This window comes from Winogradskya humida (assembly GCF_016862215.1).
Taxonomy (GTDB): domain Bacteria; phylum Actinomycetota; class Actinomycetes; order Mycobacteriales; family Micromonosporaceae; genus Actinoplanes; species Actinoplanes humidus.
The window spans coordinates 60,512-83,401 of the sequence record NZ_BOMN01000112.1; the positions used below are offsets into that span (position 1 = coordinate 60,512).

Consider the following 22,890-nt stretch of genomic DNA (forward strand, 5'->3'; position numbering starts at 1 on the left):
CGATGTCAAACCTGTTAATTAAGCTTCTAATTACTTCCCGTCCACCCTTCCCCGGGGCAATGATATTGAAACCAATGGATGCACGTGCGTCCTGGGATTGGGGAGGATCAGGTTGAGAAAGGCTCTTGCGCTGACCGGCATCACCTTGCTGGTCAGCGGCGGTCTCGCGGTCTCCGCTACCAGCGTGTCCGCCGCTCCGCCGTCCACGCCGTCACTGCTCACCGCCGCTGACACGGCGCTGAAGGACAACGTCAAGGCCGTCAAGGGGTCCGCCCTCGACACATTCACCGCGTACAGCAGCAAGAAGCTGGACAACGGCAGCGGGGTGGTGCGCTACGAGCGTACCTATCGTGGCCTGCGGGTGGACGGTGGTGACCTGATCATCCGGGTCGGTAAGGACGGGCAGTACACCGGCAGCTCGAACGGGCTGAAGGCGCCGCTGTCGCTCGGGATCACCCCGAAGGTCACTGCCGCGAAGGCCAAGTCGCTCGCTTCCGGTGCGTTCTCCGGGAAGATCACTGCGACGGGTACGCCGGAACTGTTCGTCGACGCGAACAGTGGCTCGGGGCGCCTCGCCTGGGAAACCGTCGTGACCGGATGGGCCAAGGACGGGCAGACGCCGTCGAAGCTGCACGTCATCAGCGACGCGCTGACCGGTGCCCCGATCGGCTCGTACGACGAGATCGAGACCATCGCCGGTGAGGGCAACAGCATCTACTCCGGCACGGTCGGCGTGGACACCACGCTGTCCGGCTCGACGTACAGCCTGATCGACCCGTCGCACGGCAACGGGCGTACGTGTGACATGAACAACGGCAGCTCGACCTGCACGACGTTCACGGACGCCGACAACGTCTGGGGCACCGGCACCAACGCGAGCCGGCAGTCCGCGGCCATCGACGCGCACTTCGGTGCCGCGAAGACGTTCGACTACTTCCTCAACGTCCACGGCCGCAACGGCATCTTCGGCACCGGCGCGGGTGTGCCGTCGCGGGTGCACTACGGCAACGCGTACGTCAACGCGTTCTGGGACGGCGCCCAGATGACCTACGGCGACGGCTCGGGCAACGCGAACCCGCTGGTCGCCATCGACGTGGCCGGTCACGAGATGTCGCACGGCGTCACCGAGAACGTGGTGCCCGGCGGCCTCACCTACTCCGGGGAGTCCGGCGGCCTGAACGAGGCCACCAGCGACATCTTCGGCAGCATGGTCGAGTTCTACGCCGACACCACCGCCGACCCCGGTGACTACGACATCGGCGAGGAGATCGACATCAACGGCGACGGCTCGCCGCTGCGCTACATGTACAACCCCACGCTCGACGGCTCGTCGCACGGCTGCTGGTCGACCAGCACCAACAGCGTCGACGTGCACTACTCGTCCGGTGTGGCCAACCACTTCTTCTTCGACCTCGCCGAGGGCACCGGGCAGACCGCGTTCGGCACCTCCCCCGTGTGTGGCGCCGCTGAGCCGGTGACCGGCATCGGCCGTGACAAGGCCGAGAAGATCTGGTTCCGCGCGCTCGACACCTACTTCGTGTCGAACACCAAGTACGTCAACACCACCACGCCGTCGAACACCGCCCGCGCGTACAGCCTTTCGGCCGCCGCCGACCTGTACGGCGAGTGCGGCACCGAGTACAAGGCGGTCCAGGCCGCCTGGACCGCGGTCAACGTCGCCGGCAGCGACTACTGCCCCGTCGGCAACGACTTCTCCGTCGCCGCCTCCCCGGCCTCGGTAGCCACCGACCGCGGCGAGACCGTCACCACGACCCTCGCCACGACCAGCACCAACGGCACCGCCGAGACGATCGACCTCACCGCCTCCGGCGTTCCGGCCGGCGTCACGGTCACCTTCGACCCCGCCTCGGTCACCGCCGGTGAGTCGTCGACGGTCACGATCGTCACCCCGGAGTCGCTCGGTACGGGTACCTACCCGATCACGTTCACCGGCACCTCGCCCTCGGTGAGCCACTCGACGTCGTTCACGCTCGGGATCAACAGCCCCGCGGGCTGCTCCGGCACGAACGCCGACGATGTCGCGATCCCCGACAACACCACCGTCACGAGCGACATCTCGCTGGCCGGCTGCACCATCACGCCGTCCTCGAGCAGCAAGGTCGAGGTGCACATCGTCCACACGTACATCGGTGACCTGGTCGTCAGCCTGGTCGCCCCGGACGGCAGCGCGTACACCCTGCAGAGCCGCACCGGTGGCAGCACCGACAACATCGACCAGACCTACAGCGTCAACGTCTCCGGCGAGAACCCGGACGGCATCTGGAAGCTCCGCGTCCAGGACGCCGCGTCGATCGACACCGGCTACATCAACAGCTGGACCCTGTCTCTCTAGACAGGCCCCCTAGCGGGAGTTTCGGCCTAGGGTGAGGGGATGCGCGAGAACCTCGAGCATCTCCTCACCCGCGCCGTTTCCGAGGCATCGTCGCTGGAGGAGGACCTGCGCGCCCTGTTCGAGGCCTCCCGCGACTCGAACGCCGACGACGAACACGACCCCGAGGGCGCCACGGTCGGTTTCGAACGGGCCCAGCTGACCGCCACCCTCGCCGCGGCCCACCACCGCATCGCCGACCTTCGCGACGCCCTCGCCCGCCACGACGCGGGCACCTACGGCATCTGCGAAACCTGCGGCCGCCCGATCCACCCCGACCGCCTCGAAGCCCGCCCCGGCGCCCGCACCTGCATCACCTGCGCCGCAAAGCCTCGATAAGCGGCCGGCTCCCGAACGGTGACCGGTCACTGGTCCCGGTCATGACCGGGTCGCCAGATACAGAGAAGTTGCCTGCGCCACAGTGTCGGCCACCCGACGAATCGATGATCCACGCGATTCACGTTCTCTCGGCTACTGTTCGACAACGCCGGAGGGAACGCCCTGGTCAATTGGGGAGGATCGATACGCATGGCCGACACTGCCGTAGTGCTGGCAGCCAGTAGTGCAACCATAGGCACAGCGTTGCTATGGATCGCTGCGGGTCTGACTGCCGCACTGCTCATCGTGGGCCTCGTGCTCGTCGCCCGGCCCAGGAAGAAGAAACCACCCGCGCCCGTGGAGCGGACGACGTCCTTCGACGGGTTCGTCACCGCCGCCGACCGCCTCGCCCTGGAGTCCGCGCAGCCCGCCGAGCGCCCACGCGGCCGGTGGCTGATCGTCCCGGTGACCATTGTGGTGCTGGTCGCCGCCGGCGGCGGGATGACGCTGCTGCAGCGCGGACGCACCACCACCGACACCCAGCGCACCCTCTGCCCGGACACGACACTGGAGGTCTCGGCGGCACCCGAGATCGCCCCCGTGGTCGAGGAGGCCGCGCGCAGCCTCGCGGGCCCCGACGAGTCCGCATGCGGGCCCATCCACGTCACCGCCGAGGACCCGTCCGCCGTCGCGCAGGCCGCCCGGCGTCCCGACGTCTGGATCCCGTCGAGCAGCGCCTGGCTGAAGATCGCCGAGACCCGTGGCACCACGTACGACGCCCGCGGCGAGACCGTGGCCTGCTCCCCGGTCGTCCTCGCGGCGCCGAAGGCCATCGCCCCGATGATCGTCAAGGACGGCCACGGCTCCTGGGCCGCGCTGGTCGACGGCGTTGCCAAGAAACGCATCCCGGCGTCGTCCATGCCCGACCCGACCCACAACACCGTCGGGATGCTCTCCGTCTTCGCGGTGCACGCCGCCATGAAGCGCACCACACCCGACAGCGGCATCGCGCAGCTCCGCGCCCTCACCCTGCGCAGCCGGCTCAAGGATCCCAACGCGGACCCCGCCGTGCTGCTGACCCGCACCGCCGACATGAAGGACGACGCGCGGGCCGCCTCCGAGATCGGGTTCTTCCCGACGACCGAGCAGCAGCTCCGGGCGTACGCGAAGGCTGATCGTGGGGTTGAGCTCACCGGGGTTGTGCCGGCGGACGCCGTCGTCGAGGCCGACTACCCGTTCGCGGTGGCCCGGTCGAGCACCCGCAAGGACCTCGCCGACCAACTGCACGCCGCGATCAAACCGGCCGCGATCAAGGCCGCGGGCTTCCGGACCGAGAAGACCCCCCGGGCGATGACCCTGCCGGAGGAGCCCCAGGAGCTGCTCGGCCCGTCGCTGAACTGGTCGCAGTACCGCACGCTGCCGTTCCAGGTGCTGCTGCTGATCGACGGCTCCGGCTCGATGAACCAGAAGGTCACCGACAAGTCCGGCCGCACCACCACCCGCGCGGCCCTGCTGCGCGAGTCCGGCACCAACGCCAACGCGCTGTTCGGCGAGGACACCAGCATCGGCATGTGGTTCTTCTCCGCCCCCACCCCGGAAAGCCCCGCCCACACCGAGGCCGTCCCCCTGGGCCCGCTCGCCGAGGAGATCGGCGGCGTCACCCGCCGCCAGGCGATGGGCGCGGCGATCGCCGGCTACAAGGCGGAGAACGACGCGGGCACCCCGCTCTACCGGACCGTCCTCGACGGCGTGGCCGCCATGCGCTCCCAGGAGAAGGCCGGCGCGGTCAACCTGGTCATCGTCCTGACCGACGGCCGCGACGAGGAATCCTCGTTCGAGATGACCCAGCAGGAATTCCTGACGAAACTCAAACAGGAACAGGACCCGGCCAAGCCGGTCCCGATAATCGCTGTCGGCTACGGCGGCGACGCCGACATGAACGCCCTGACCACCATGGCCGACGCCACCGGCGGCAAGGCGATCTCAGCAACGGACCCGGCGGACATGGCCTCCGCCATCGCCCAGGCCTTCCTGGCCGCCCACGCCCCGAAGTAGCCCTCCCGGCGCGCCCCCCTGCCTCCCGGCGCACCCTGCCTCCTGGCGCACCCCGCCTCCCGGCGCCACCCCGCCTGCCGGGGTGGCGCCAGCTGCTTCCGCGCTCAGAACCCGTTGGCGGCGAGCCAATCCGGGTCGGGCTCCACCCGCTGCAGCACCTCGACGAACACACCGTCGGGCCCGGCCACCTGGAACCGGCGCTGCCCCCACGGCTCGGTCACCAACGGCAGCACCACCTCGAGCCCGGCCCGGGCGAGCCGCTCATGCTCGGCGTCCACATCGTCGACGACGAACGCCACCAGTGTCCCGGCCACGTCCCGCCCTCGCGTGACGACCGGCCACGACTCATGGTCCCGCTGCACAAAATCCAGGCTCAGCTTCAGATCCCCGGTGTGCTGCGTATTCACGTACCACCCGAGGTCCACATCCACCGTGAACCCGAAATGCTCGGCGAACCACCCGGCGGCTTTCGCAGGCTCCGCGGCGGCCAGCACGATCCCGATCATGTTCAGCTTCATACCGCCATGGTCCCGCACCTGCCGCGGAGCTGCCGCGGACCTGCTGCGGCGCGCCCTAACCTGTCTGCATGCGACGCTTCGACGATGAGGACCTGACCGGTGCGGAATTCCGCGAGTGCGACCTGAGCAGGGCGCGGATGGTCGGCGTGGTCATGCGGGACACCGAGATAGACGGCCTGGTCACCAACCTGGTGGTCAACGGGGTCGAGGTGATGCCGTACGTCGAGGCGGAACTCGACCGTCGTCACCCCGTGCGGCTGCTGATCCGCTCGGATCAGCCGGACGACCTGCGAGAGGCCTGGCGGCATCTGCGGGACGATTGGGCGACGACCACCGAGCGGGTCCGGTCCATGCCCGCGAACAGCGAACATCACGGCGTCGACGGCGAGTGGTCGATGGTCGAAACCCTGCGCCACCTCGTCTTTGTGCACGACTCCTGGTTCCGGCGCTGCGTGCTGGGGCTCACCGAGCCGTTCACGGCCCTGGGACTGGGTCCACCGGCCGTCATGGAGCGGGAGGACGAACTCGACCCGTCCGCCGCACCGAGCCTCGACGAGGTGCTCGCCGTGCGGGTCCGGCAGGCTTCGGAGATCGAGACGTGGCTGGCCGAGGTAACGCCCGAGCAGCTCGCGAGGACCGCACCGGTCCCGGACGACGAACGATGGCCCCCGTACGCCAAGGGGCGGACCGTCCGCCGATGCCTCGGCACTGTGCTCGACGAGGAATGGGCTCACCACCGATTCTGCAGGCGTGACCTGGACAAACTGGCGCATCCCATCCGACCGCCCCACCGCCGCCCTAGACCGGACTGAAGGCAGGGCTCATGGGCGGATCGGGGCCGGCGTGGAGGGTCCGGGGCGCATCAGGCGGGACAGGGCGGCGGCCAGCGGGGGTGTCTGGACGAGGCGCATGACCATGGCGTTGGTGCGGATGCCCAGGGGTGTGCGGGGTGCGGCGGCCTTGACGCGGCCGGGGAACATTCTCTGGGCGGCGTCGACGCTGGGGCGCATCTGGGACTCGTAGTGGGCGAAGGCCGCAGCCGGGTCCGCGTGGGTGAGCAGGGCGCCGGCGAGGGATTCGGCGCCGCGGAGGGCAAGGGCTGTGCCGAGGCCGCTGAGGGGGCTGGCGCACCAGGCGCTGTCGCCGAGGAGGACCACGTTGCCGGTGCTCCAGAGGGGCATGAGGATCTGGTCGTAGGTGTCGAATGCGAAGTCGGGGGCGGCGCGGGCGGCGGTGAGGAGCTCGCGGGTGCGCCAGCCGACGTCGGCGAAGACGGTGTCGAGCAGAGTGAGCTGGGCCTGGCGGTCGCCGCGGGGCGGGAGGGCGGCAGCCGGGAAGGTGAAGCCGATTTCCTGCTCGCCGGGGTGACCGGGGCGGGCCTCCACGACGCGGGAGCCGGGGGCATGGTGGATGAGGAACCAGCCGTCGAGGGCGGGAGTCGTGGGCTGCTCGACGAGGGTGAACCAGGCGTGTGCCAGGCCGAGCGGCTTGCGGTAGTCCGCTTCGGGGCCGAACGCGAGCGTGCGCACCCGGGAATGGGCGCCGTCGGCGCCGACGACCAGGTCGAAGTCTTCGGTGGTGCCGTCGCTGCGGAAGGTGGCGCGGGTGCCGGTCAGGGCGGTCACGGTGTCGCCGAAACGGTAGGTGGCGTGGCGGCCTGCGGCGTCGTTCAGGATGTGGGACAGGTCGCTGCGGAGCAGTTCGTGCGAGGACACCAGGCCCTGACCGTCGAACGCGGAGACCGGCATCTCGGCCTGCGGGTGCCCGGCCGCGTCGATCCAGGCAGCACCGCGTTGGGGCACGAGTCGTTCCAGGCAGGCATCGAGCAGACCCATGCGCTCGAGGACGTCGCGGGAGTCGCCGCGCAGGTCGACCGTCTGACCACCGGTGCGCAGCGAGGGCGCTATCTCCGCGACCGTCACGTCCCAACCGGCCCGGCCGAGCAGGAGCGCGAGGGTGTCGCCGCCGATCCCGGCGCCGACGATGAGGACACGTGCCATGGGGCACCTCCGAAGCGGTTGACTAAATGCGAATGTACTCGCATTAGAAGTCGGTAGGCTGGTGGTGTGGCACAACAGACAGGGACGGCTCGCCCCGGCGGGCGCACGGCACGCACGCGGGAGTCCGTCCACGCGGCCGTGCGGGAGTTGCTGGTGGAATTGCCCGGCGGGGGGATCACGATCGCCGACATCGCCACCCGTTCCGGCGTGCACCAGGCGACGATCTACCGACGCTGGCGCTCGCCGAACGCGCTGCTGCTCGACGTCGCGGTCAACGACCTGGCGACCCGTGCACCGGTGCCCGCGACCGGGGATCTGCGGGCGGATCTCACGGCGTACACCACCAGGCTTTCCCAGGAATTGACCCGCCCGGGCGGCCTCGACTTCTTCCGGGCCATCGTCGCCGCCGCCCACGAATCGGTGGACGGCTCGCTGGAGCTGATGGTGCCCCGCCTCGACCAGTTCCAGGCGATGCTGGACGCGAGCGGGACCGCGGAGCTCACACCGCTGGACGTGTTCGAGCTGGTCCTGGCCCCGATGTACGTCCGCGCCATGCTGCCGGCAGCAGCGTGGCAGCAGTTCGCCGACCCCGTCAAGCTGGTCGACAACGTCCTGGCTGTCCGCGACCACCGCCGCGGGTGAAGACTTCGGCGAGAGAGAAAGCCACCGGCCGTGATCTGATGGCGGCATGGACGCCGATCGACGTTATGACGCGCCGCCGCTGGATGCCGAGCTGGCGAAGGTACTCGCCGCCGAGAACGCCGGGCCCTTCCGGCTCACGCCCGGGATGATCGCCGAGGTGAGGGCGACCGCCCCGCCGTCCGCACCGGTCGACCTGGAGCGCGGCGGCAGGTTCACGGTCGAGGAGCACACGCGGGCCGGCGTTCCGCTGCTGATTGCCAGGCCGGTCACGAAGGCGCGCGGCTGCATCTATTACATCCACGGCGGCGGGATGATGTTCGGCGACAACCGGCGGGGCGTGGGGCGGCTTCTTGACTGGGCTGAGGCTTTCGGGCTGGTGGCGGTGTCGGTCGACTACCGGCTCGCGCCGGAGCACCCGCATCCCGCGCCGGTCGAGGACTGTTACCTCGGTCTGCAGTGGACCGCGGAGCATGCCGGGGAGCTCGGTTTCAATCCGGCGGCTCTCGTCGTCGCCGGGATTTCCGCCGGTGGTGGTCTCGCCGCGGCGGTGGCGCTGCTCGCCCGGGACCGCAACGGGCCGGCGCTGGCCGGGCAGCTCCTGCTGTGCCCGATGCTCGACGACCGCAACGATTCGCCGTCCGCGATGCAGATGGCCGACGTCGACATGTGGGACCGGGTCTCCAACCAGACGGGATGGGGTGCGCTGCTCGGGGACGCGGACGTGTCCCCGTACGCCGCGCCGGCCCGGGCAACCGACCTTTCCGGACTGCCGCCCGCGTTTGTGGACGTGGGGTCGGCCGAGACCCTGCGTGACGAGGGTGTGGCCTACGCGTCCCGGATCTGGCAGGCCGGTGGCGCCGCCGAGCTGCACGTCTGGCCGGGTGGTGTGCACGCCTTCGATTCGATGGCGCCGGACATCGCCCTCTCCCGCGACGCCCGCCAGGCCCGCTTGCAATGGCTGGCTCGTATCCTGCCCAGCGATGAGTGACCGACTGGTGCACGACCCCGGGACAGAAAGCGCAGTACGAGGTGCCGGGCACGAAGAAGGCTTAGACGGTACGAATGCCGAGGTGCTGTTCTGGGCGGCCGACTACGGCGCGATCGACGTCGTGGAGCGCCTCTTCCAGCACCGGACCGGCCACCTGCCGCTGATCGATCCGGGCCACCCGATCCACACCGCACTACGGATCGCCCGCGACTGGGTCGGCCGGGATCTCGAAACCGAGCTGCGACACCGCCTGGCCGCAGCGGACGCCACAGTGAGCCGGGATGCCAATGGCAGGATGCGTGTCACCGCCGCGGACGGCAGGTGGGCCGAGGCGCAGCCCACCCACCTCGGCATAGTGACGCTGCTGGAGCGACGCCTGCTCATCCCGCTGTCCCGCGACGAGCTGCTCGCCCGGGCGCTGACCGATCCGGATCCCGGCTCGGCGACCTGGACCGAGTCGTGGCACGGGGTCTACAACCTGCCGGACCGCGAGGCGACGTTCGACTGGGCCGCCGCGCTGCTGACCCACGCGGACCGGGATGTACGGCTGTTCGGCGCCGAGGTGGTGCGGACGATCGGCATGCAGGACGTGGACGGCGAGCAGCCCGGATTCGATCGGGCCCTTCCGCCGCTGCGGGAACGCCTGGCCGCCGAACACGACGGTGCGGTCCTCAGCGAGCTGATCGGCGCGTTCGACGAATACCGCGCGCCTGCCGAGGAGTTGCCGGAGCTGGTGACGTTCGCCCGGCATGCCCATCCCGGCGTCCGGCGGGCGGTGGCACTCGGGTTGACCGGATCCGGGCGGGAGAGCCTGCTGGCCGAACTCGCCGCGGACACGGACGCCTCTGTGCGCAGAACAGCCGTGATCGTCCTGCGTGATCACGCCCCGGACAGCCCGGTGACGGCCGGGGCCCTGTCAGCCCGCCGGGACGATCCTGATCCGGAGGTACGCCTGGAGGCGCTGGCCGGGCTCGCCCGGCGCGGGGACAAGCAGGCCTACCGGGAGCTGCAGGACCGGAGCGACGGCAGTCACGCGTACTGGCTGCTGTATGACGTTGATCGGCATTTGCGTCAGGACGGTACGGTGCCGTCATGTCCATGAAGAAACTCGCTGTTGTGCTCGCGGCCGGGGTGACTCTCGCCGGATGCGCGGAAGCCGGGACGACCCCGGCCGGAGAGAAAGGTACGGACGGCAAAGCAGCCCTGTCGCAGTCGCTGGACGGGTTGCAGGCCGGGAACTACACGTTCAGCCGCACCGACGGCGGCAGCGTGGAGGGTGCCGTCGACGTGCCGGGCAGCTCGGTGATCCGCCAGGAGGGCCGACCGTCGATCCTGCGGGTAGGGGACACCGTCTACCTGAGGTACCGGATCTACGGCGAGGCTCAGGAGGAATACGCGAAGCTGTTCGAGCAGTACGCCGGCAAGGCCGACAAGAAGCAGGCGGCCGAGCTGGCGAAAGCGAAGGAGATACTGACGATCCTGGACGGCGAGCACTGGGTGAAGGCCGACTACAGGCGGCTCGTCGCGGCGGCCGACGCCGAGGACCTGAGCGGGATGGAGAACCTGCCGCCGACCCCCACCGCGGCGAAGCCCGACGTCACCGGTGCGTCCGATCTGGTCGCCGCCGTCGTCACGGCGACCCGCAAGGGCGACGAGATCACCGGCACCCTGGACGCCACCAAGGTCGACCCGAAGCTCAACCTGCTGACCAACGACCCCTATTACGTGTACGGCCCCCGCGCCGGCGCCATGCCGTTCACCGCGACCCTCGACGCGCAGGGCCGCCTCACCAAGCTGACGCTGGACCTCCCCGGCCAGCTGAAGGACGCAGCCTCGCAGGCCCCGGAGACGTTCCCCTCCGACGCGCCCACCGAGCCGGCCGACAAGCCCATCGTCATCACCATCTCGCAGTACGGCGGGACCGCGGCCCAGACAGCCCCGCAGGGCGCCACGGACCTCGACCCCGCCGCCTACGAACAGCTCACCAACGACACCGACTAGAAAACGGTCCCTGTGACCGGCGGGATGGACAGCGAGTCGTCGAAGTGCAGCTCCACGGTCTCCTCCGGTTCGGCGAGATCGTCGGTGACGGTCGGGATGGACAGGTCACCGGCGGTCTGACCGGGCTCGAAGTACACGTACGGCGTGGCCCACGTCCCGGACAGCGGCCGGGACGGTTCGGGGTCCTCGCCGGTGATGTCCAGGAACCACTGCGGGTCGACGTCCGTGCTGGACAGTTCGTTCCCGCCGGCCGGGGGCTCCGGGTCGCCGACGAAGTAGAACCCGGTCTCGGTCGGCGCGGAGAGCGTGACCTGCCAGGTGAGGGTGCCTCCCTCGGCGACGCGGGCGGCGGCCGGGCTGACGGTGATCGCCGGCATCGGATCGTCGTTACGGATGTCGATACTGCCGGCCCAGTCGCCGATCACGACGCCCCGCTCGGCCTTGGCCAGCAGGTATTCGCCTTCGCCCTCGCCGAAGAGGGTGTCGCCGACGACGTCGACGGGCACCCGGATCGTGCGCTGACCGGGCCGGATGTCGGCCGTCCAGGACGTGCTTTCGTACGTGGCGCCGTCGACCAGGAACAACCGCACCCGCCCGGCACCGCGCCCGGTGATCGTCACCGGCACCTGATAGGTCTTCGTGCCGGAGTCACCCTCGTCGACCTGCAGGCTGCCGAGGTCGATCCGCGGCAGCGAGGTCGCGAGCGGGGCGGGTGTGCCCGGGTTCCACGCCCACGCGTCGATCAGCCAGGCCCTGCCCGCGCCTTCCCCGGGGGTCAGCTCCAGCTTGGCGATCCTTCCGCTCACACCCTTGAGGGGTACGCGCACCTCGCGAGCCCAGTACGACGTCGTGAACTCCGTCCCCGGCAGCCCGTCGACCCGCACCTCCCCCAATGCCGTGCGCTTACCGCGGGAGTCGATCGCGCTCACGGCGTACTTATTGCCTGTGGTGTTGGGCGGGACCATGAGTCGCAGCGTGAGCTCCCGCGCCCCGCCCGTCGCGACCGGCCGTGCCGGCGTGAGAGTCACCGGCCCTGTCCCGCTCAGCCCGACCGCCCACCGCCCCGGCTCCGGTGTGATGCCGTTGAACGAGGTGAAGTGGGCCGACCGCTGCGTCCAGTCCTCCGGGTCAAGGCAGGCCTTCGAGGCTTCGGCGGCCACCTGCTCACAGAGCTTTCCGGCGCCGGTCACGCCGACCGACGGATCGGGCACGATCACGGGGGTACGCACACCGCCCAGCGCGTGGCTGTAAACGCTCGCCGGACCGGCCGACGCCGCCCGGGCACCACTGCCGTCGAGCAGCGGCCGCACCCGGTCGTCACCCGCGACGAAGAGCCGCGCGGCCGCGGCGATGTAGGTCGCGCCGACGGTCTGTTCCTGCTGCGCGGTCAGCCGGGCCGGCGTCCCGGGCGAGCAGACGGCGTCGGGCTGGTCGTCGCTCCAGAAGTCGTCCCACGCCGGCGCGACAGCCTGCCCCGGGGTCCACTCGGTGTTGAAGAAGTTGTGGTTGGCGCCCACGACGTACAGCGAGCTGTGCAGTGCCCGGCCCCTGCTCACGCCGCGGGTCTCGTCGATGAACTGCTGGCCCTGCAGGTCGGAGACGTCGCCGTCGCAGCCGGGCAGGATCGTCGCGGAGGGCACGTCCGGCACTGGGTCGTGGCCGAAGATGGTCGGGCCGATGAGCAGCAGGCCGCGGATTGTCCAGCGCACCCTGCCGTGATAACCGTCCTGCGCGGCCGGCGGCGGGGTGAGCGTGTCCATAGCGGCGCGGCTGACGCCGTCCCCGCCGCGGGAGTGGCCCATCAGGAGCACCCGGGACAGGTCGGCGACCGGCGCGGACCTCACGATCGCCGGGGCGTTCCCGCGCCCGCCCGTGGCCCAGTCGGCCCATTTCGCCAGGTGCAGGCGGACGAGGGACGAGCGGGCCTGCGCACCGCCGTCGTCGGACACCCAGTCCTGGCCGTTGATGCCGTTGGCCGAGATGGACACGGTGACGTAGCCCTGCGACGCGAGCAGCTCCTGCGCCTGCAGGTAACCGCGGTAGCTGGGGATCGGCTTGCTAGGGGCAGCGCACGGCCACTCCCCCAGGTCGTCGTCGCCACCGCCGTAACAGATCGAGTGCCGCCCGTGCAGGAACAGCGCGAGCGGCCGCTTGCCCGGGGCGCCCTTCGGCGCCACGACGACGGCCTGCATCTCCACGTTCTGCTCGTAGTCGGGGAGCTTGACGCCGGCGAGGGCGTACTCACCTCGTACGGTGGAATATGGTCCTTTGAGGCCGGGGTCGACCGCGTTGGCCGGCTGCGCTTTCTCCTGGCGTCGCGCTTTCGCCTGGCGTTGTGCCTTCGGTGCCGCCGCATCGAGCCGCCGGCCGCCGGAGCGGACCGCCAGATCGGTGAGCGCGCCCGCCTCGCCCGGAGCCAGCTTGAAGGTCCGCTGATCGGGCTGCGCGCGAGGGCGGCCGAGGAGCCGGTCGCCGGACCAGAACTCGACTGCGGCGTCGCCCATCGGCACCCGCTGCGCCGAGCGCCACGTCAGCTGCCCGTCCTCGACGGACCAGCCGGCCGGCAACGCGCTGCCGGCGGGTGCGGGCGGAGCTGCCCGGGCCGGTTCATACCCGCCGATCACCAGGGCCACCGCGAGGGCGGCCGACACCAATGTTTTCCGCATGCCCTCTTACTAGCCGATCCGCGCAAAGACGGTAATGATCATCTAAATCAGACATTGACGTGTCTAAATGTTAAGAGGAGGCTACGGGAGCCGACTCAGCCACGCGGCCGGCGGAAGCCCTGGGCAGCTTTCGCCACACCTCCCGTCCTCACGACGAAGTGTGAGTCCTCATGTCCTCCATCACGCTTTCCCCTCCCCGCAGGCGGCTGCTCGTCAGCGCCCTGATCGGCGCGGTCATCGCCGCCCTCGCGGTCGTCGCCCTGCCATCGGGCCCGGCCTCCGCGCACGGCAACGTCATCGGGCCCGCGTCCCGCAACTACGGCTGCTTCGAACGCTGGGGCACCCGCTTCCAGGATCCCGTCATGGCCACCGAGGATCCGATGTGCTGGCAGGCCTGGCAGGCCGACCCGAACGCCATGTGGAACTGGAACGGCCTCTTCCGCGAAGGCGTCGCCGGCAACCACCAGGCCGCGATACCCGACGGCCAGCTCTGCAGCGCCGGGCACACCCAGAGCGGGCGCTACAACGCCCTCGACACGGTCGGCAACTGGAAGACCACCCCGGTCGGGACCAATTTCTCGGTACGCCTCTTCGACCAGGCCAGCCATGGCGCCGACTACATCCGGGTGTACGTCACGAAGCCCAGCTACGACCCGGTGACCCAGCCGCTGAAGTGGTCGGACCTCGACCTGGTCAGCCAGATCGGCAACACCCCGGCCGCACAGTGGACCCCCGCCACCGGGGGCGTCCAGATCGACCTGCCGGTGACCGCAACGGGCCGCACCGGGCGCGCCATGGTCTACACCATCTGGCAGGCCAGCCACCTCGACCAGTCCTACTACTTCTGCAGCGACATCACGTTCGGCGGCACCAGCACCACGCCGCCGACCACCACGCCGCCCACTACAACACCGCCCACCACTACACCGCCTACCACCACGCCGCCCACCACCACGCCGCCGGTCACGACGCCGCCGACTACGACGCCGCCGGCTTCCGGGGCGTGCTCGGCGACGTACGCCGTGGACAGCCAGTGGTCCGGCGGATATCAGGGCACGGTCACGGTACGGGCGGGAACGGCGGCGATCCAGCGCTGGAGCGTGGCCATGACGTTCCCCGCCGCACCGGTCATCCAGCAGGCCTGGAACGCCACGGTCACCACCAGCGGCACGACGGCCACGGCGGTCAACGCGAGCTACAACGGGTCGGTGGCAGCCGGGTCGAGCACCAGTTTCGGGTTCACCGGTTCGGGCACGTCGACCGTGCCGACCCTGAGCTGCACCGCCTGACCCCCTTCTCAGAACGCCGGTAGACAGTCACAATCATCGATGGGAGCGCTCCCAGGTATGCAGTGATGTCCCCCCCGGCGAGAGGAGGCTCAACGAAGTACCGCGTGGCTCTGCGAATCATCCTCGGGCGGGGAATGAGGCGCCCTCCCCATTCCCCGCCTCCACGCCTACTTCCCGGCGGCAAAAACCCCGCCGAACGCCGCCTTGGCGAACCGCTCGCCCATGAGCCGGTGGGTCGCGGCGTCGGGGTGCAGCCGGTCCGGCAGCGGCGGGTCCCCCTCGCCATAGAGCTCCAGGCCGTCGAGATAATGCAGGTTCGGGTCCTGGGCGGCCCGCTGCGCCACGATCCGGGCCAGCTCCTCGCGGATCACGCGCAGGGTCAGCCTCCCGCCGCCGGGCTCACCGGTGGCGACAAACGCGACCCGGCCCTCCTGGAGAGCCTCGACATCGAACGCGCCCGGCCCCGGGGTGTCCTCGTGGATCGGGCACAGGATCGGCGAGATCACCAGCAGCGGCACGTCCGGATGCCCGTCCCGGATCATGTCGAGGAACCCGTGCACGGCGGGCGTGAAGGCACGCAACCGCATGAGATCGGCGTTCACCAGGTTGATCCCGATCTTGACGCTGATCAGGTCGGCCGGGATGTCCCGCATCGTCCGCGCGGTGAACGGATCGAGCAGCGCACTGCCGCCCAGCCCCAGGTTGATCAGCTCCACTCCCCCGCCGGCCGCCGCCAGCGCAGGCCACGTCGTCGACGGACTCGCGGCATCCGAACCGTGACTGATCGAGCTGCCGTGATGCAGCCACACCCGTCGCCCCGACTCCGCGACCGCCTCGATCGGAGCGTCGGTGCGCAGCGCCACGAGCTCGGTGGTCTCGTTGTGCGGCAACCAGATCTCGACAACCTTGGACTCGTCCGCCAGCCCGCCGAAAACCACAGCTCCCGGCTCGCCGTCGCGGTAGTCGGCGGTGCCGGTCGCCATGTCGATGGTCAGGGTGTTGCCGCCGATCACGCTGCCCTGCCCGGTGAGCCGGCCGTCGACGAGCAGGTCGTAGACGCCTTCGGGACGCGGCGGGAATCCCGCGTACACCCGCTTGGTGGGCAGGGTCTCCAGCTCGACCGCGGTCGCGCGGGTGCGGAAGACGAGACGCACGCCCGAAGGTTGCGCCTCCACCATCGCCAGCTGCGGATCGGGGCTCTGCGCGCGGGCCCACGCCGGCAGCCGGTGCGGCAACAGCCCACGCGAGGTGCGCTCCAGCTCCGATGCGCCGCGCAGCAACTCCGCGCTGATCGGCGTGGTTATCCAATCCATGGTGCTCACCTTTCCGGGGTAGGGGGCCAGGCCCGCAGCATCGCGTCGAGCGCATCCAGGATCCGCGCCCACGACTCCGCGGAATCCGGGGCGCTGTGACTGAACCCGCCGGTCAGCTCGAGGCTGACGTAGCCGTGGAAAACGCTGCCCAGCAGTCGTACGGCGTGGGTCTGATCGGGTTCGGTCAGGTCATAGCCCCGCAGGATCGCCCGCGTCATCTGCGAATGCCGGGGGCCGGCACTACTGAGCGCCGTTTCCGCGTCAAGGGGCATCTGAGTGGCCGCATACCGCCCGGGATGCTCACGCGCATAATCACGGTAGACATTCGCCAGCGCCGCGAGCGCGTCCTTACCGGCCCGCCCGGCCAGCGCCGCGGAACCACGATCGGCCAGCTCCTCCAGCGCCAGCAGAGCGATCCGGGTCTTGAGATCCTGCGAACTGCGCACATGCGAATACAGGCTGGGCACCTTGACCCCGGCCCGCCGCGCCAGCTCGGACACGGTCACCGCCGCAAACCCGATCTCGTCCGCCAGCTCGGCCCCAGCCAGCACCAGCCGCTCCCTCGTCAACCCCGCCCTCTGCACTTCCTAACGCTAACACACATTCGCCTAACACCTTTAGGTTGCGTGCCGTTAGGTTGTGTGCCGTTAGGTTGTGTGCCGTTAGGTTGTGTGCCGTTAGGTTGTGCACAACTTAATTGCACACAACCTAAACAGGGGCCTGATCACGGTCGGCTCGCTCACGGTCGGCCTGATCACGGTCGGCCTGCCGTCTTGAGCCTTTGATTCGTTCGCAGTCGGGTGGTGAGAATCTCGTCGGCGGTTGGGGTCCGGACGTAGGGCCATGGCTAGTCATTCCGGCCGGTCCGGACGTGACTCTCGGCCACGGGACACCAACGGCCGCAAGGTCGCGAGGCTAGATGTTGCGCGAAGCACCGATATACGACAACTTTGTGCGGCCTTGTTCGTCAATTCCGAGCAATCGTGTCTGACAGCGAAACACATGTCTTCCGGCCAGACGTGATTGGTCCATGCTTGACACCTGAAGCCGCAGAATGTTGCGGCATCGCGGGTTTCGGCGCAACGTCGTGCCCCGCAGCTAGACCTGACGCCCTCGCCACCTACCGCAAACGAATCAAAGACTCAGAACACCGGGCGGCGCTGACTCACGCCGGAAGACCCCCGGGGGTCGGCCGTGCGAGCGTTTGAACGCTGCCGCGAAGGCGAACTCCGAGGTGTAACCCACCTGCCGGGCGATCGTGGCCAGGGGTGCGGCCGAGGCGGTGAGCAGACCGGCCGCCACGGTCATCCGCCACCAGGTGAGGTAGGACAGGGGCGGACGGCCGACCAGGGCCGTGAACCGGCGGCCGAGAGAGGCCCGGGACAGGCCCGCCTCAGCGGCCAGGGCCGGCACCGTCCAGGGGCTGGCAACGTCACCGTGGATGGCACGGAGCACGGCGGCGACCGCCGGGTCGCGCAGAGTCGCTGCCCAGCCGGTGTCGGATTCGGAGTAGTGAGCGCGCAGCATCTGCAGCAGGAGCACGTCGAGCAGGGCGGGAAGCATCGCGTCGGCCCCCGGGCGCGGACCCCGCAGTTCGGCGCCGACGAGGTCCACTGTGGTGCGCAGTCCGTCGCAGGAGCCGGACGGCAGGTGGATCACCGGAGGCAGGCCGTCGAGCAGCGGGTGGGACCGGGAACGGTCGAGCAGGTAAGCGCCGCACAGCAGGACGGCGTCAGTGCCGGAGAGGCCGTGCGCGCTGCCCCGCGGCAGGAAGACGACATCGCCGGCTGCGAGCGGCACCGGTGGAGTTGAGGCCGTCGTGACCAGGCAGGAGCCTTCGAGTACGACGTGGAAGCCCGCACCCGCCACCGCCCCGAGAGCACGGTCCGACGTGAGCCGGACGATCGACGAGTGCGGACGGCCGATCCGCAAAGTGGCAACAGCGTCGGACAGAACGTCCATGATGGTGAGCGTATCGCACATGGAGAAGGCTGTTTCACGCATTGAACGGCTCATCGAGCAGCCATAGCGTCGGGGAATGAAGATTGCCGTCTACGGCGCGGCCGGCTACCAGGGGCGTCTCGTCCTGGCCGAGCTCGCCCGCCGTGCCATCACAGCCGTCCCGCTCGGGCGCGCGGACGCCGCCGCGACCGATCACGCGGCCCTGACCGAGGCGTTCACCGGCTCCGACGGGGTCGTCAACTGCGCCGGGCCGTTCCTGATCTCCGGGCTCGGGCCGTTGCGGGCGGCGCTGGACGCCGGAATCCCCTATGTCGACACCGCGGGCGAGCAGGCTTACCTGAGGGACACGTACGCGTTGAGCGGTATGGGGCCCGCTGTGCCGGCAGCCACCGATGCCGGGGTGCCTACCGATCTGCTCGCCCATCTGATCGCGGACCGGTGGGGGCCGCTCGCGGATATCGCTGTCACGCACGACATCGTGGGTGGCGGCGGTGCTTCGCGGGGTTCCCTGCGGTCGCTCGCCGGGATCAGGTGGCGGCCCCGCGCCGAGGGCGACACCGGTTTCCCGCTGACCGAGGTGCTGACCATTCCGCGGCACGTCCAGGTCGGGCGGGTCGAGGGATTTGTCAGTACGGCGCTCGCGGCGGGGTTCGGCACGCCGCTGGCCGCAGGGCTGATCGAGAGCTTGCCGGAGGGGCCGGGCGAGGAGGATCGGCGACTCCAGCGTTTCCGGTACGTCGTCGACGCCCGCACCCTCGACAACCGCGAAGTACAGGGCGTCGTCGAGGGGCGGGACACGTATGGCACCACCGCCGTCATCGCCGTCGAGACGCTGCTACGGCTGACGGCTACGGAGAGGACGGGGGTGGCGGCTCCGGGCGAAGTGCTCGACGCGGCGGAGTTTCTCGGGGCGCTCAGGGCGTACGGGATAGTTCACCAGGTGACGGGCAGTTCGTAGACCCCGTACACCGAGCCGTCGTGTTTGAAGGGGATCTTCTCCAGGCCGGCGGCCAGCCGCAGGGTGGGGATGCGGCGGTAGAGGGTGCTGTAGACGACCTGGAGTTCCAGGCGGGCGAGGGGCTGGCCGAGGCACTGGTGGATGCCGAAGCCGAACGCGACGTGCCGGTTGCCGGCGCGGGTCAGGTCGAGGTCGTCGGGGTTGTCGAAGATCGCGGGGTCGCGGTTGCCGATGTCGTTGGCCATGATCACGCCCTCGCCGGCGCGGATGGTCTCGCCGGCGATCTCGATGTCCTCGACGGCCGAGCGGCGGCGGCCGTTGTGGGTGATGTTGAGGTAGCGCAGCAACTCCTCGACCGCGGACCCGACGAGCGCGGGGTCGTCCGACGAGCGCAGCAGGGCGAGCTGATCGGGGTGTTCGAGCAGCGCGGCCGTGCCCAGCGCGATCATGTTGGCAGTGGTCTCGTGCCCGGCGATCAGGAGCAGGACCCCCATGCCCGCGGCTTCGCGCCGGGTCAGCTCGCCTGCCGTGACGCGGGCGGCGAGGCCGGAGAGGACGTCCTCGGCGGGTTCGGCGGCCTTCTTGTCGAGCAGTCCGGTGAGGTATTCGTTGAGCGCCCCGAAGGACGCGCCGCGATCCTCCGGGGATACCGAGCGGCTGACCAGGTTGCGGCTGTGCGCCTGGAACAGGTCGTGGTCGGCGTAGGGGACGCCGAGCAGTTCGCAGATCACCAGGGACGGCACCGGCAGCGCGAACGCCTCGACCAGGTCGACCGGGTTCGGGCCGGCGAGCAGGTCGTCGAGGAGCGAGTCGACGATGCGCTGGACGGCGGGGCGCATGGCCGCGACGCGTTTCATCGCGAACGGGGCGGTGACCATGCGCCGCAGCCGCATGTGCTCCGGGTCGTCCATCAGGATGAAGCCGATCGAGTCGGCGCCGGGACGCAGCGGCGCCGGTGACGGATATCCGGGGCGGGTGACCACGGAGCTGAGGCGGGGGTCCTGCAGCAGGGTGCGCTGTTCGTCGTAGCGGGTGACCAGCCACGGGGTCGAGCCGTCCCAGAGCTCGACGCGGGTCAGCGGGGCCTCTTCCTGCAGGTCCTTGAGCTGCGGCGGCGGGTCGAACGGGCATGACGCTGCACGTGCCATGGGGAACGTATGCATAGAAATCAGTCAACGCCCACTATATCCGGAAAGTCAAGCAACGGACCACCCTCCATCGCTGGGCAGCACGATCCCGTTCACGTTGGCCGAGTCGTCGCTGAGCAGCCACGTGATCGCGGCGGCGATCCGGTCCGCGGACGTCGGCGGCGGCATCGTGGCCTGCATGACCGGCCCGGCGCGGCGTCCTGCGTACGCGGAGCGCATTGATCCTTCGATGTTGGTCACCGTCGGCCCGGGCGCGACGACGTTGGCCCGCACCCCCTGCGGCCCGTGGAAGAACGCGACGCTCTTGGTGTAGCCGACCACGGCGTGCTTGGAAGCCGTGTACGCCGCCCCGGCAGCCGACGGCCGCAGCGCCGCCTCGGACGCGACGTTGACGATCGCCCCGCCACCCGCCTCGATCATCCCCGGCAGCACCGCCCGGGTCAGCCGCATCACCGCGGTGAGATTCACGGCGAAGACCTGGTCCCAGGTGGCGTCGTCGACCTCGTCGGGCGGCAGGAACCCGTCCATGATCCCGGCGATGTTCGCCAGCCCGTGCACCGGCCCGCCGGCCGCCTCGGCGATCCGCCCGATCAGCGCGGGATCGGTGAGGTCCCCGACAACACCGTTGTCCCAGCTCGTGGCGTTGATGTCGACGGCCACGACCTTGCCGCCCCCGGCCACGATCCGGGTGGCGGTGGCATGCCCGATCCCCGAGCCGGCCCCGGTCACGATGACGGTTCTACCCGCGAAGCGCAGTGAGTCCACAAAGGGCAGCGAATCACACGATCCTGACGGGAACCTGACGTCATCCGATTTAAGTCAATTGCTTGACGGGTACGCCCCAAGGTCGTTTAGCTATCCCCTATGTCCACATCCGACTCCCCCGACCTCGTTGCCCTCCGCGCCAAGTACCGGGCCGAGCGTGATCGCCGCATCCGCCCCGACGGCAACGCCCAGTACCAGCGCACGACCGGCGGGTTCGGCTACTACGCCACCGACCCGTACACGCCGAAGACCGAGCGTGAACCGCTGACCGACCGGGTCGAGGCCCTGGTGATCGGCGGCGGGTTCGGCGGGCTGCTGACCGGGGCACGGCTGCGCCAGGCCGGTGTCGGGAGTATCCGGATGGTCGAGGAGGCCGGTGACTTCGGCGGCACGTGGTACTGGAACCGCTATCCCGGCATCCACTGCGACATCGAGTCGTACGTGTACATGCCGTTGCTGGAGGAGGTCGGCACGGTCCCGACCATGCGGTACGCCCCCGGCGAGGAGATCCGGCAGCACGCCGTCGCCATCGCGGAACGGTTCGGCCTCTACGACGACGCCCTGTTCCACACCCGGGTCACCGAGCTGCGCTGGGACGACGACAGCGCCGAGTGGATCGTGCGGACCGACCGCGGCGACGAGACCCGCGCCCGCTACGTCATCGTCTCCAGCGGCACGCTCACCCAGCCGAAACTGCCCGGCATCCCCGGCATCGAGAGCTTCCGGGGCCACACGTTCCACACGAGCCGCTGGGACTACGGCTACACCGGCGGCGACCAGATCGGCGGCCTGACGAAGCTCGCGGACAAGCGGGTCGCCGTCGTCGGGACCGGCGCAACCGGCATCCAGGTCATCCCGCACCTGGCCCGCGATGCCGAGCAGTTGTACGTCTTCCAGCGCACGCCGTCCTCGGTCGACGTACGAGCCAACCGCCCGACCGACCCGGAATGGGCGAAGGCGCTGCAACCGGGCTGGCAGCAGGCGCGGATGGAGAACTTCCTGTCCATCGTCACCGGCGGCGACGCCGAGGAGGACCTGGTCGGCGACGGCTGGACCGGCACCGCGCTGCTGCAGCGCAAGATGCTGCCCGGCACCGTCCCGGCGGGCGAGGACACCAGCGAGTACGCGGACTTCGTCAAGATGAACGAGATCCGGGCCCGCGTCGACGCGGTGGTCGACGACCCGGCCGTCGCGGAGCTGCTCAAACCCTGGTACCGCTACATGTGCAAGCGGCCCACGTTCAGCGACCTGTACCTGCAGGCGTTCAACCGGAGCAACGTCACGCTGGTCGACACCGCGGACCACGGCGGCATCGAGCGGATGACGGAGACCTCGGTGGTCGTCGGCGGCCGGGAGTACGAGGTCGACTGCATCATCTTCGCCACCGGCTTCGAGGTCGGCATCTCCGGCATCGTGTCCGGCCGCCTGCCCGTGCACGGCCGCGGCGGGACGCAGTTGCTGCACTCGTGGGCGCAGGGGCCGCGTACGCTGCACGGCCTCTACAGCAACGGATTCCCCAACCTGTTCCACCTCGGCTCGTTGCAGAACGCCGCGTCGGTGAACTTCGTGCACGTCCTGCAGGAGCAGGCCACCCACATCGCCGCGGTCGTCGCCGCCGCCCGCGAGTCCGGGGCCGCCCGCATCGAGCCGAGCGCCGAGGCCGAGAGCGCATGGGTCGCCACCATCCGCGCGAACGCACCAAACAACTACGAGTTCCTTTCCGAGTGCACCCCCGGCTACTACAACAACGAGGGCAAACCGAGGACGGTCAGCAACGCGTACGGTCCGGGTCCCGTCGCCTTCCACGCACTGTTGCGGGAGTGGCGTGCCGGTGGCGGCCTGGACGACGTCCTGGTCACCCGGTGAGCCGCTGCGGGA

At 69.9% G+C, this 22,890-nt stretch carries 19 protein-coding genes; 11 read left to right on the forward strand and 8 right to left on the reverse strand.

Annotated features, from left to right (window positions below):
- The first annotated feature begins 112 nt into the window (after window positions 1-112).
- The 3 genes from Ahu01nite_RS38425 (at window position 113) to Ahu01nite_RS38435 (ending at window position 4,762) form a co-directional block, all read left to right on the forward strand.
- Window positions 113-2,353, forward strand: coding sequence for a M4 family metallopeptidase (locus tag Ahu01nite_RS38425; RefSeq protein ID WP_203841660.1), 2,241 nt, complete (start codon window positions 113-115; stop codon window positions 2,351-2,353).
- 39 nt (window positions 2,354-2,392) lie between these two features.
- The gene (locus Ahu01nite_RS38430; protein WP_203841661.1) at window positions 2,393-2,728 is read left to right on the forward strand and encodes a TraR/DksA family transcriptional regulator; all 336 of its coding nucleotides are present in this window, start codon (window positions 2,393-2,395) and stop codon (window positions 2,726-2,728) included.
- Window positions 2,729-2,917: 189 nt separating this feature from the next.
- The gene (locus Ahu01nite_RS38435) at window positions 2,918-4,762 is read left to right on the forward strand and encodes a substrate-binding domain-containing protein (protein ID WP_203841662.1); all 1,845 of its coding nucleotides are present in this window, start codon (window positions 2,918-2,920) and stop codon (window positions 4,760-4,762) included.
- Window positions 4,763-4,866: 104 nt separating this feature from the next.
- Here the strand turns inward: Ahu01nite_RS38435 and Ahu01nite_RS38440 are convergent, their stop codons facing one another.
- Entirely contained in the window at window positions 4,867-5,280 is a 414-nt protein-coding gene (locus Ahu01nite_RS38440; protein WP_203841663.1) for a VOC family protein, read from the reverse strand.
- 68 nt (window positions 5,281-5,348) lie between these two features.
- On the opposite strand from Ahu01nite_RS38440, the gene Ahu01nite_RS38445 reads away from it, so the two are divergent.
- Window positions 5,349-6,092, forward strand: a complete 744-nt coding sequence (locus Ahu01nite_RS38445; protein ID WP_203841664.1) for a DinB family protein — start codon at window positions 5,349-5,351, stop codon at window positions 6,090-6,092.
- 9 nt (window positions 6,093-6,101) lie between these two features.
- Here the strand turns inward: Ahu01nite_RS38445 and Ahu01nite_RS38450 are convergent, their stop codons facing one another.
- Window positions 6,102-7,280 carry an FAD-dependent monooxygenase gene (locus Ahu01nite_RS38450; RefSeq protein ID WP_203841665.1) on the reverse strand — a complete coding sequence of 393 codons (1,179 nt, stop codon included), beginning with the start codon at window positions 7,278-7,280 and terminating at the stop codon, window positions 6,102-6,104.
- 66 nt (window positions 7,281-7,346) lie between these two features.
- On the opposite strand from Ahu01nite_RS38450, the gene Ahu01nite_RS38455 reads away from it, so the two are divergent.
- Genes Ahu01nite_RS38455 through Ahu01nite_RS38470 form a run of 4 tightly spaced genes read left to right on the forward strand, consistent with a single transcriptional unit; the run spans window position 7,347 to window position 10,911 of the window.
- Window positions 7,347-7,922 carry a TetR/AcrR family transcriptional regulator gene (locus Ahu01nite_RS38455; RefSeq protein WP_203841666.1) on the forward strand — a complete coding sequence of 192 codons (576 nt, stop codon included), beginning with the start codon at window positions 7,347-7,349 and terminating at the stop codon, window positions 7,920-7,922.
- Between the two features lie 46 nt (window positions 7,923-7,968).
- The gene (locus Ahu01nite_RS38460; RefSeq protein WP_203841667.1) at window positions 7,969-8,910 is read left to right on the forward strand and encodes an alpha/beta hydrolase; all 942 of its coding nucleotides are present in this window, start codon (window positions 7,969-7,971) and stop codon (window positions 8,908-8,910) included.
- Window positions 8,903-10,012, forward strand: a complete 1,110-nt coding sequence (locus tag Ahu01nite_RS38465; protein WP_203841668.1) for a HEAT repeat domain-containing protein — start codon at window positions 8,903-8,905, stop codon at window positions 10,010-10,012. The genes Ahu01nite_RS38460 and Ahu01nite_RS38465 overlap by 8 nt, the downstream gene beginning before the upstream one ends.
- Window positions 10,003-10,911 (forward strand): hypothetical protein, encoded by a 909-nt coding sequence (locus Ahu01nite_RS38470; RefSeq protein WP_203841669.1) that lies wholly within the window; start codon window positions 10,003-10,005, stop codon window positions 10,909-10,911. Before Ahu01nite_RS38465 ends, Ahu01nite_RS38470 begins: the two co-directional genes overlap by 10 nt.
- On the opposite strand, the gene Ahu01nite_RS38475 is transcribed toward Ahu01nite_RS38470, so the two are convergent.
- The gene (locus Ahu01nite_RS38475) at window positions 10,908-13,577 is read right to left on the reverse strand and encodes an alpha/beta hydrolase (protein ID WP_203841670.1); all 2,670 of its coding nucleotides are present in this window, start codon (window positions 13,575-13,577) and stop codon (window positions 10,908-10,910) included. The genes Ahu01nite_RS38470 and Ahu01nite_RS38475 overlap by 4 nt on opposite strands.
- Window positions 13,578-13,747: 170 nt before the next feature.
- Between Ahu01nite_RS38475 and Ahu01nite_RS38480 the strand changes: the two genes are divergently transcribed.
- A complete protein-coding gene (locus tag Ahu01nite_RS38480) occupies window positions 13,748-14,866 on the forward strand; it encodes a lytic polysaccharide monooxygenase (protein ID WP_203841671.1) in 1,119 nt (372 codons plus the stop codon).
- Between the two features lie 167 nt (window positions 14,867-15,033).
- Here the strand turns inward: Ahu01nite_RS38480 and Ahu01nite_RS38485 are convergent, their stop codons facing one another.
- From Ahu01nite_RS38485 to Ahu01nite_RS38495, 3 genes are all read right to left on the reverse strand, one after another.
- Complete coding sequence (locus tag Ahu01nite_RS38485; protein ID WP_203841672.1) at window positions 15,034-16,179, reverse strand: GDSL-type esterase/lipase family protein; 1,146 nt, start codon at window positions 16,177-16,179, stop codon at window positions 15,034-15,036.
- 5 nt (window positions 16,180-16,184) lie between these two features.
- Entirely contained in the window at window positions 16,185-16,730 is a 546-nt protein-coding gene (locus Ahu01nite_RS38490; RefSeq protein ID WP_239159482.1) for a TetR/AcrR family transcriptional regulator, read from the reverse strand.
- A gap of 583 nt (window positions 16,731-17,313) precedes the next feature.
- Complete coding sequence (locus Ahu01nite_RS38495) at window positions 17,314-18,141, reverse strand: AraC family transcriptional regulator (RefSeq protein ID WP_203841674.1); 828 nt, start codon at window positions 18,139-18,141, stop codon at window positions 17,314-17,316.
- A 76-nt stretch (window positions 18,142-18,217) separates the two neighbouring features.
- On the opposite strand from Ahu01nite_RS38495, the gene Ahu01nite_RS38500 reads away from it, so the two are divergent.
- Window positions 18,218-19,099: a saccharopine dehydrogenase family protein gene (locus Ahu01nite_RS38500; protein WP_203841675.1), complete on the forward strand. Its 882-nt coding sequence runs from the start codon at window positions 18,218-18,220 to the stop codon at window positions 19,097-19,099.
- Here the strand turns inward: Ahu01nite_RS38500 and Ahu01nite_RS38505 are convergent.
- A complete protein-coding gene (locus tag Ahu01nite_RS38505; protein ID WP_239159483.1) occupies window positions 19,075-20,247 on the reverse strand; it encodes a cytochrome P450 in 1,173 nt (390 codons plus the stop codon). The genes Ahu01nite_RS38500 and Ahu01nite_RS38505 overlap by 25 nt on opposite strands.
- A 48-nt stretch (window positions 20,248-20,295) precedes the next feature.
- Complete coding sequence (locus Ahu01nite_RS38510; protein WP_203841677.1) at window positions 20,296-21,012, reverse strand: SDR family NAD(P)-dependent oxidoreductase; 717 nt, start codon at window positions 21,010-21,012, stop codon at window positions 20,296-20,298.
- Window positions 21,013-21,111: 99 nt separating this feature from the next.
- Between Ahu01nite_RS38510 and Ahu01nite_RS38515 the strand changes: the two genes are divergently transcribed.
- On the forward strand, window positions 21,112-22,878 hold the full coding sequence (locus Ahu01nite_RS38515; protein ID WP_203841678.1) for a flavin-containing monooxygenase: 1,767 nt from the start codon (window positions 21,112-21,114) through the stop codon (window positions 22,876-22,878).
- Window positions 22,879-22,890: the final 12 nt, after the last annotated feature.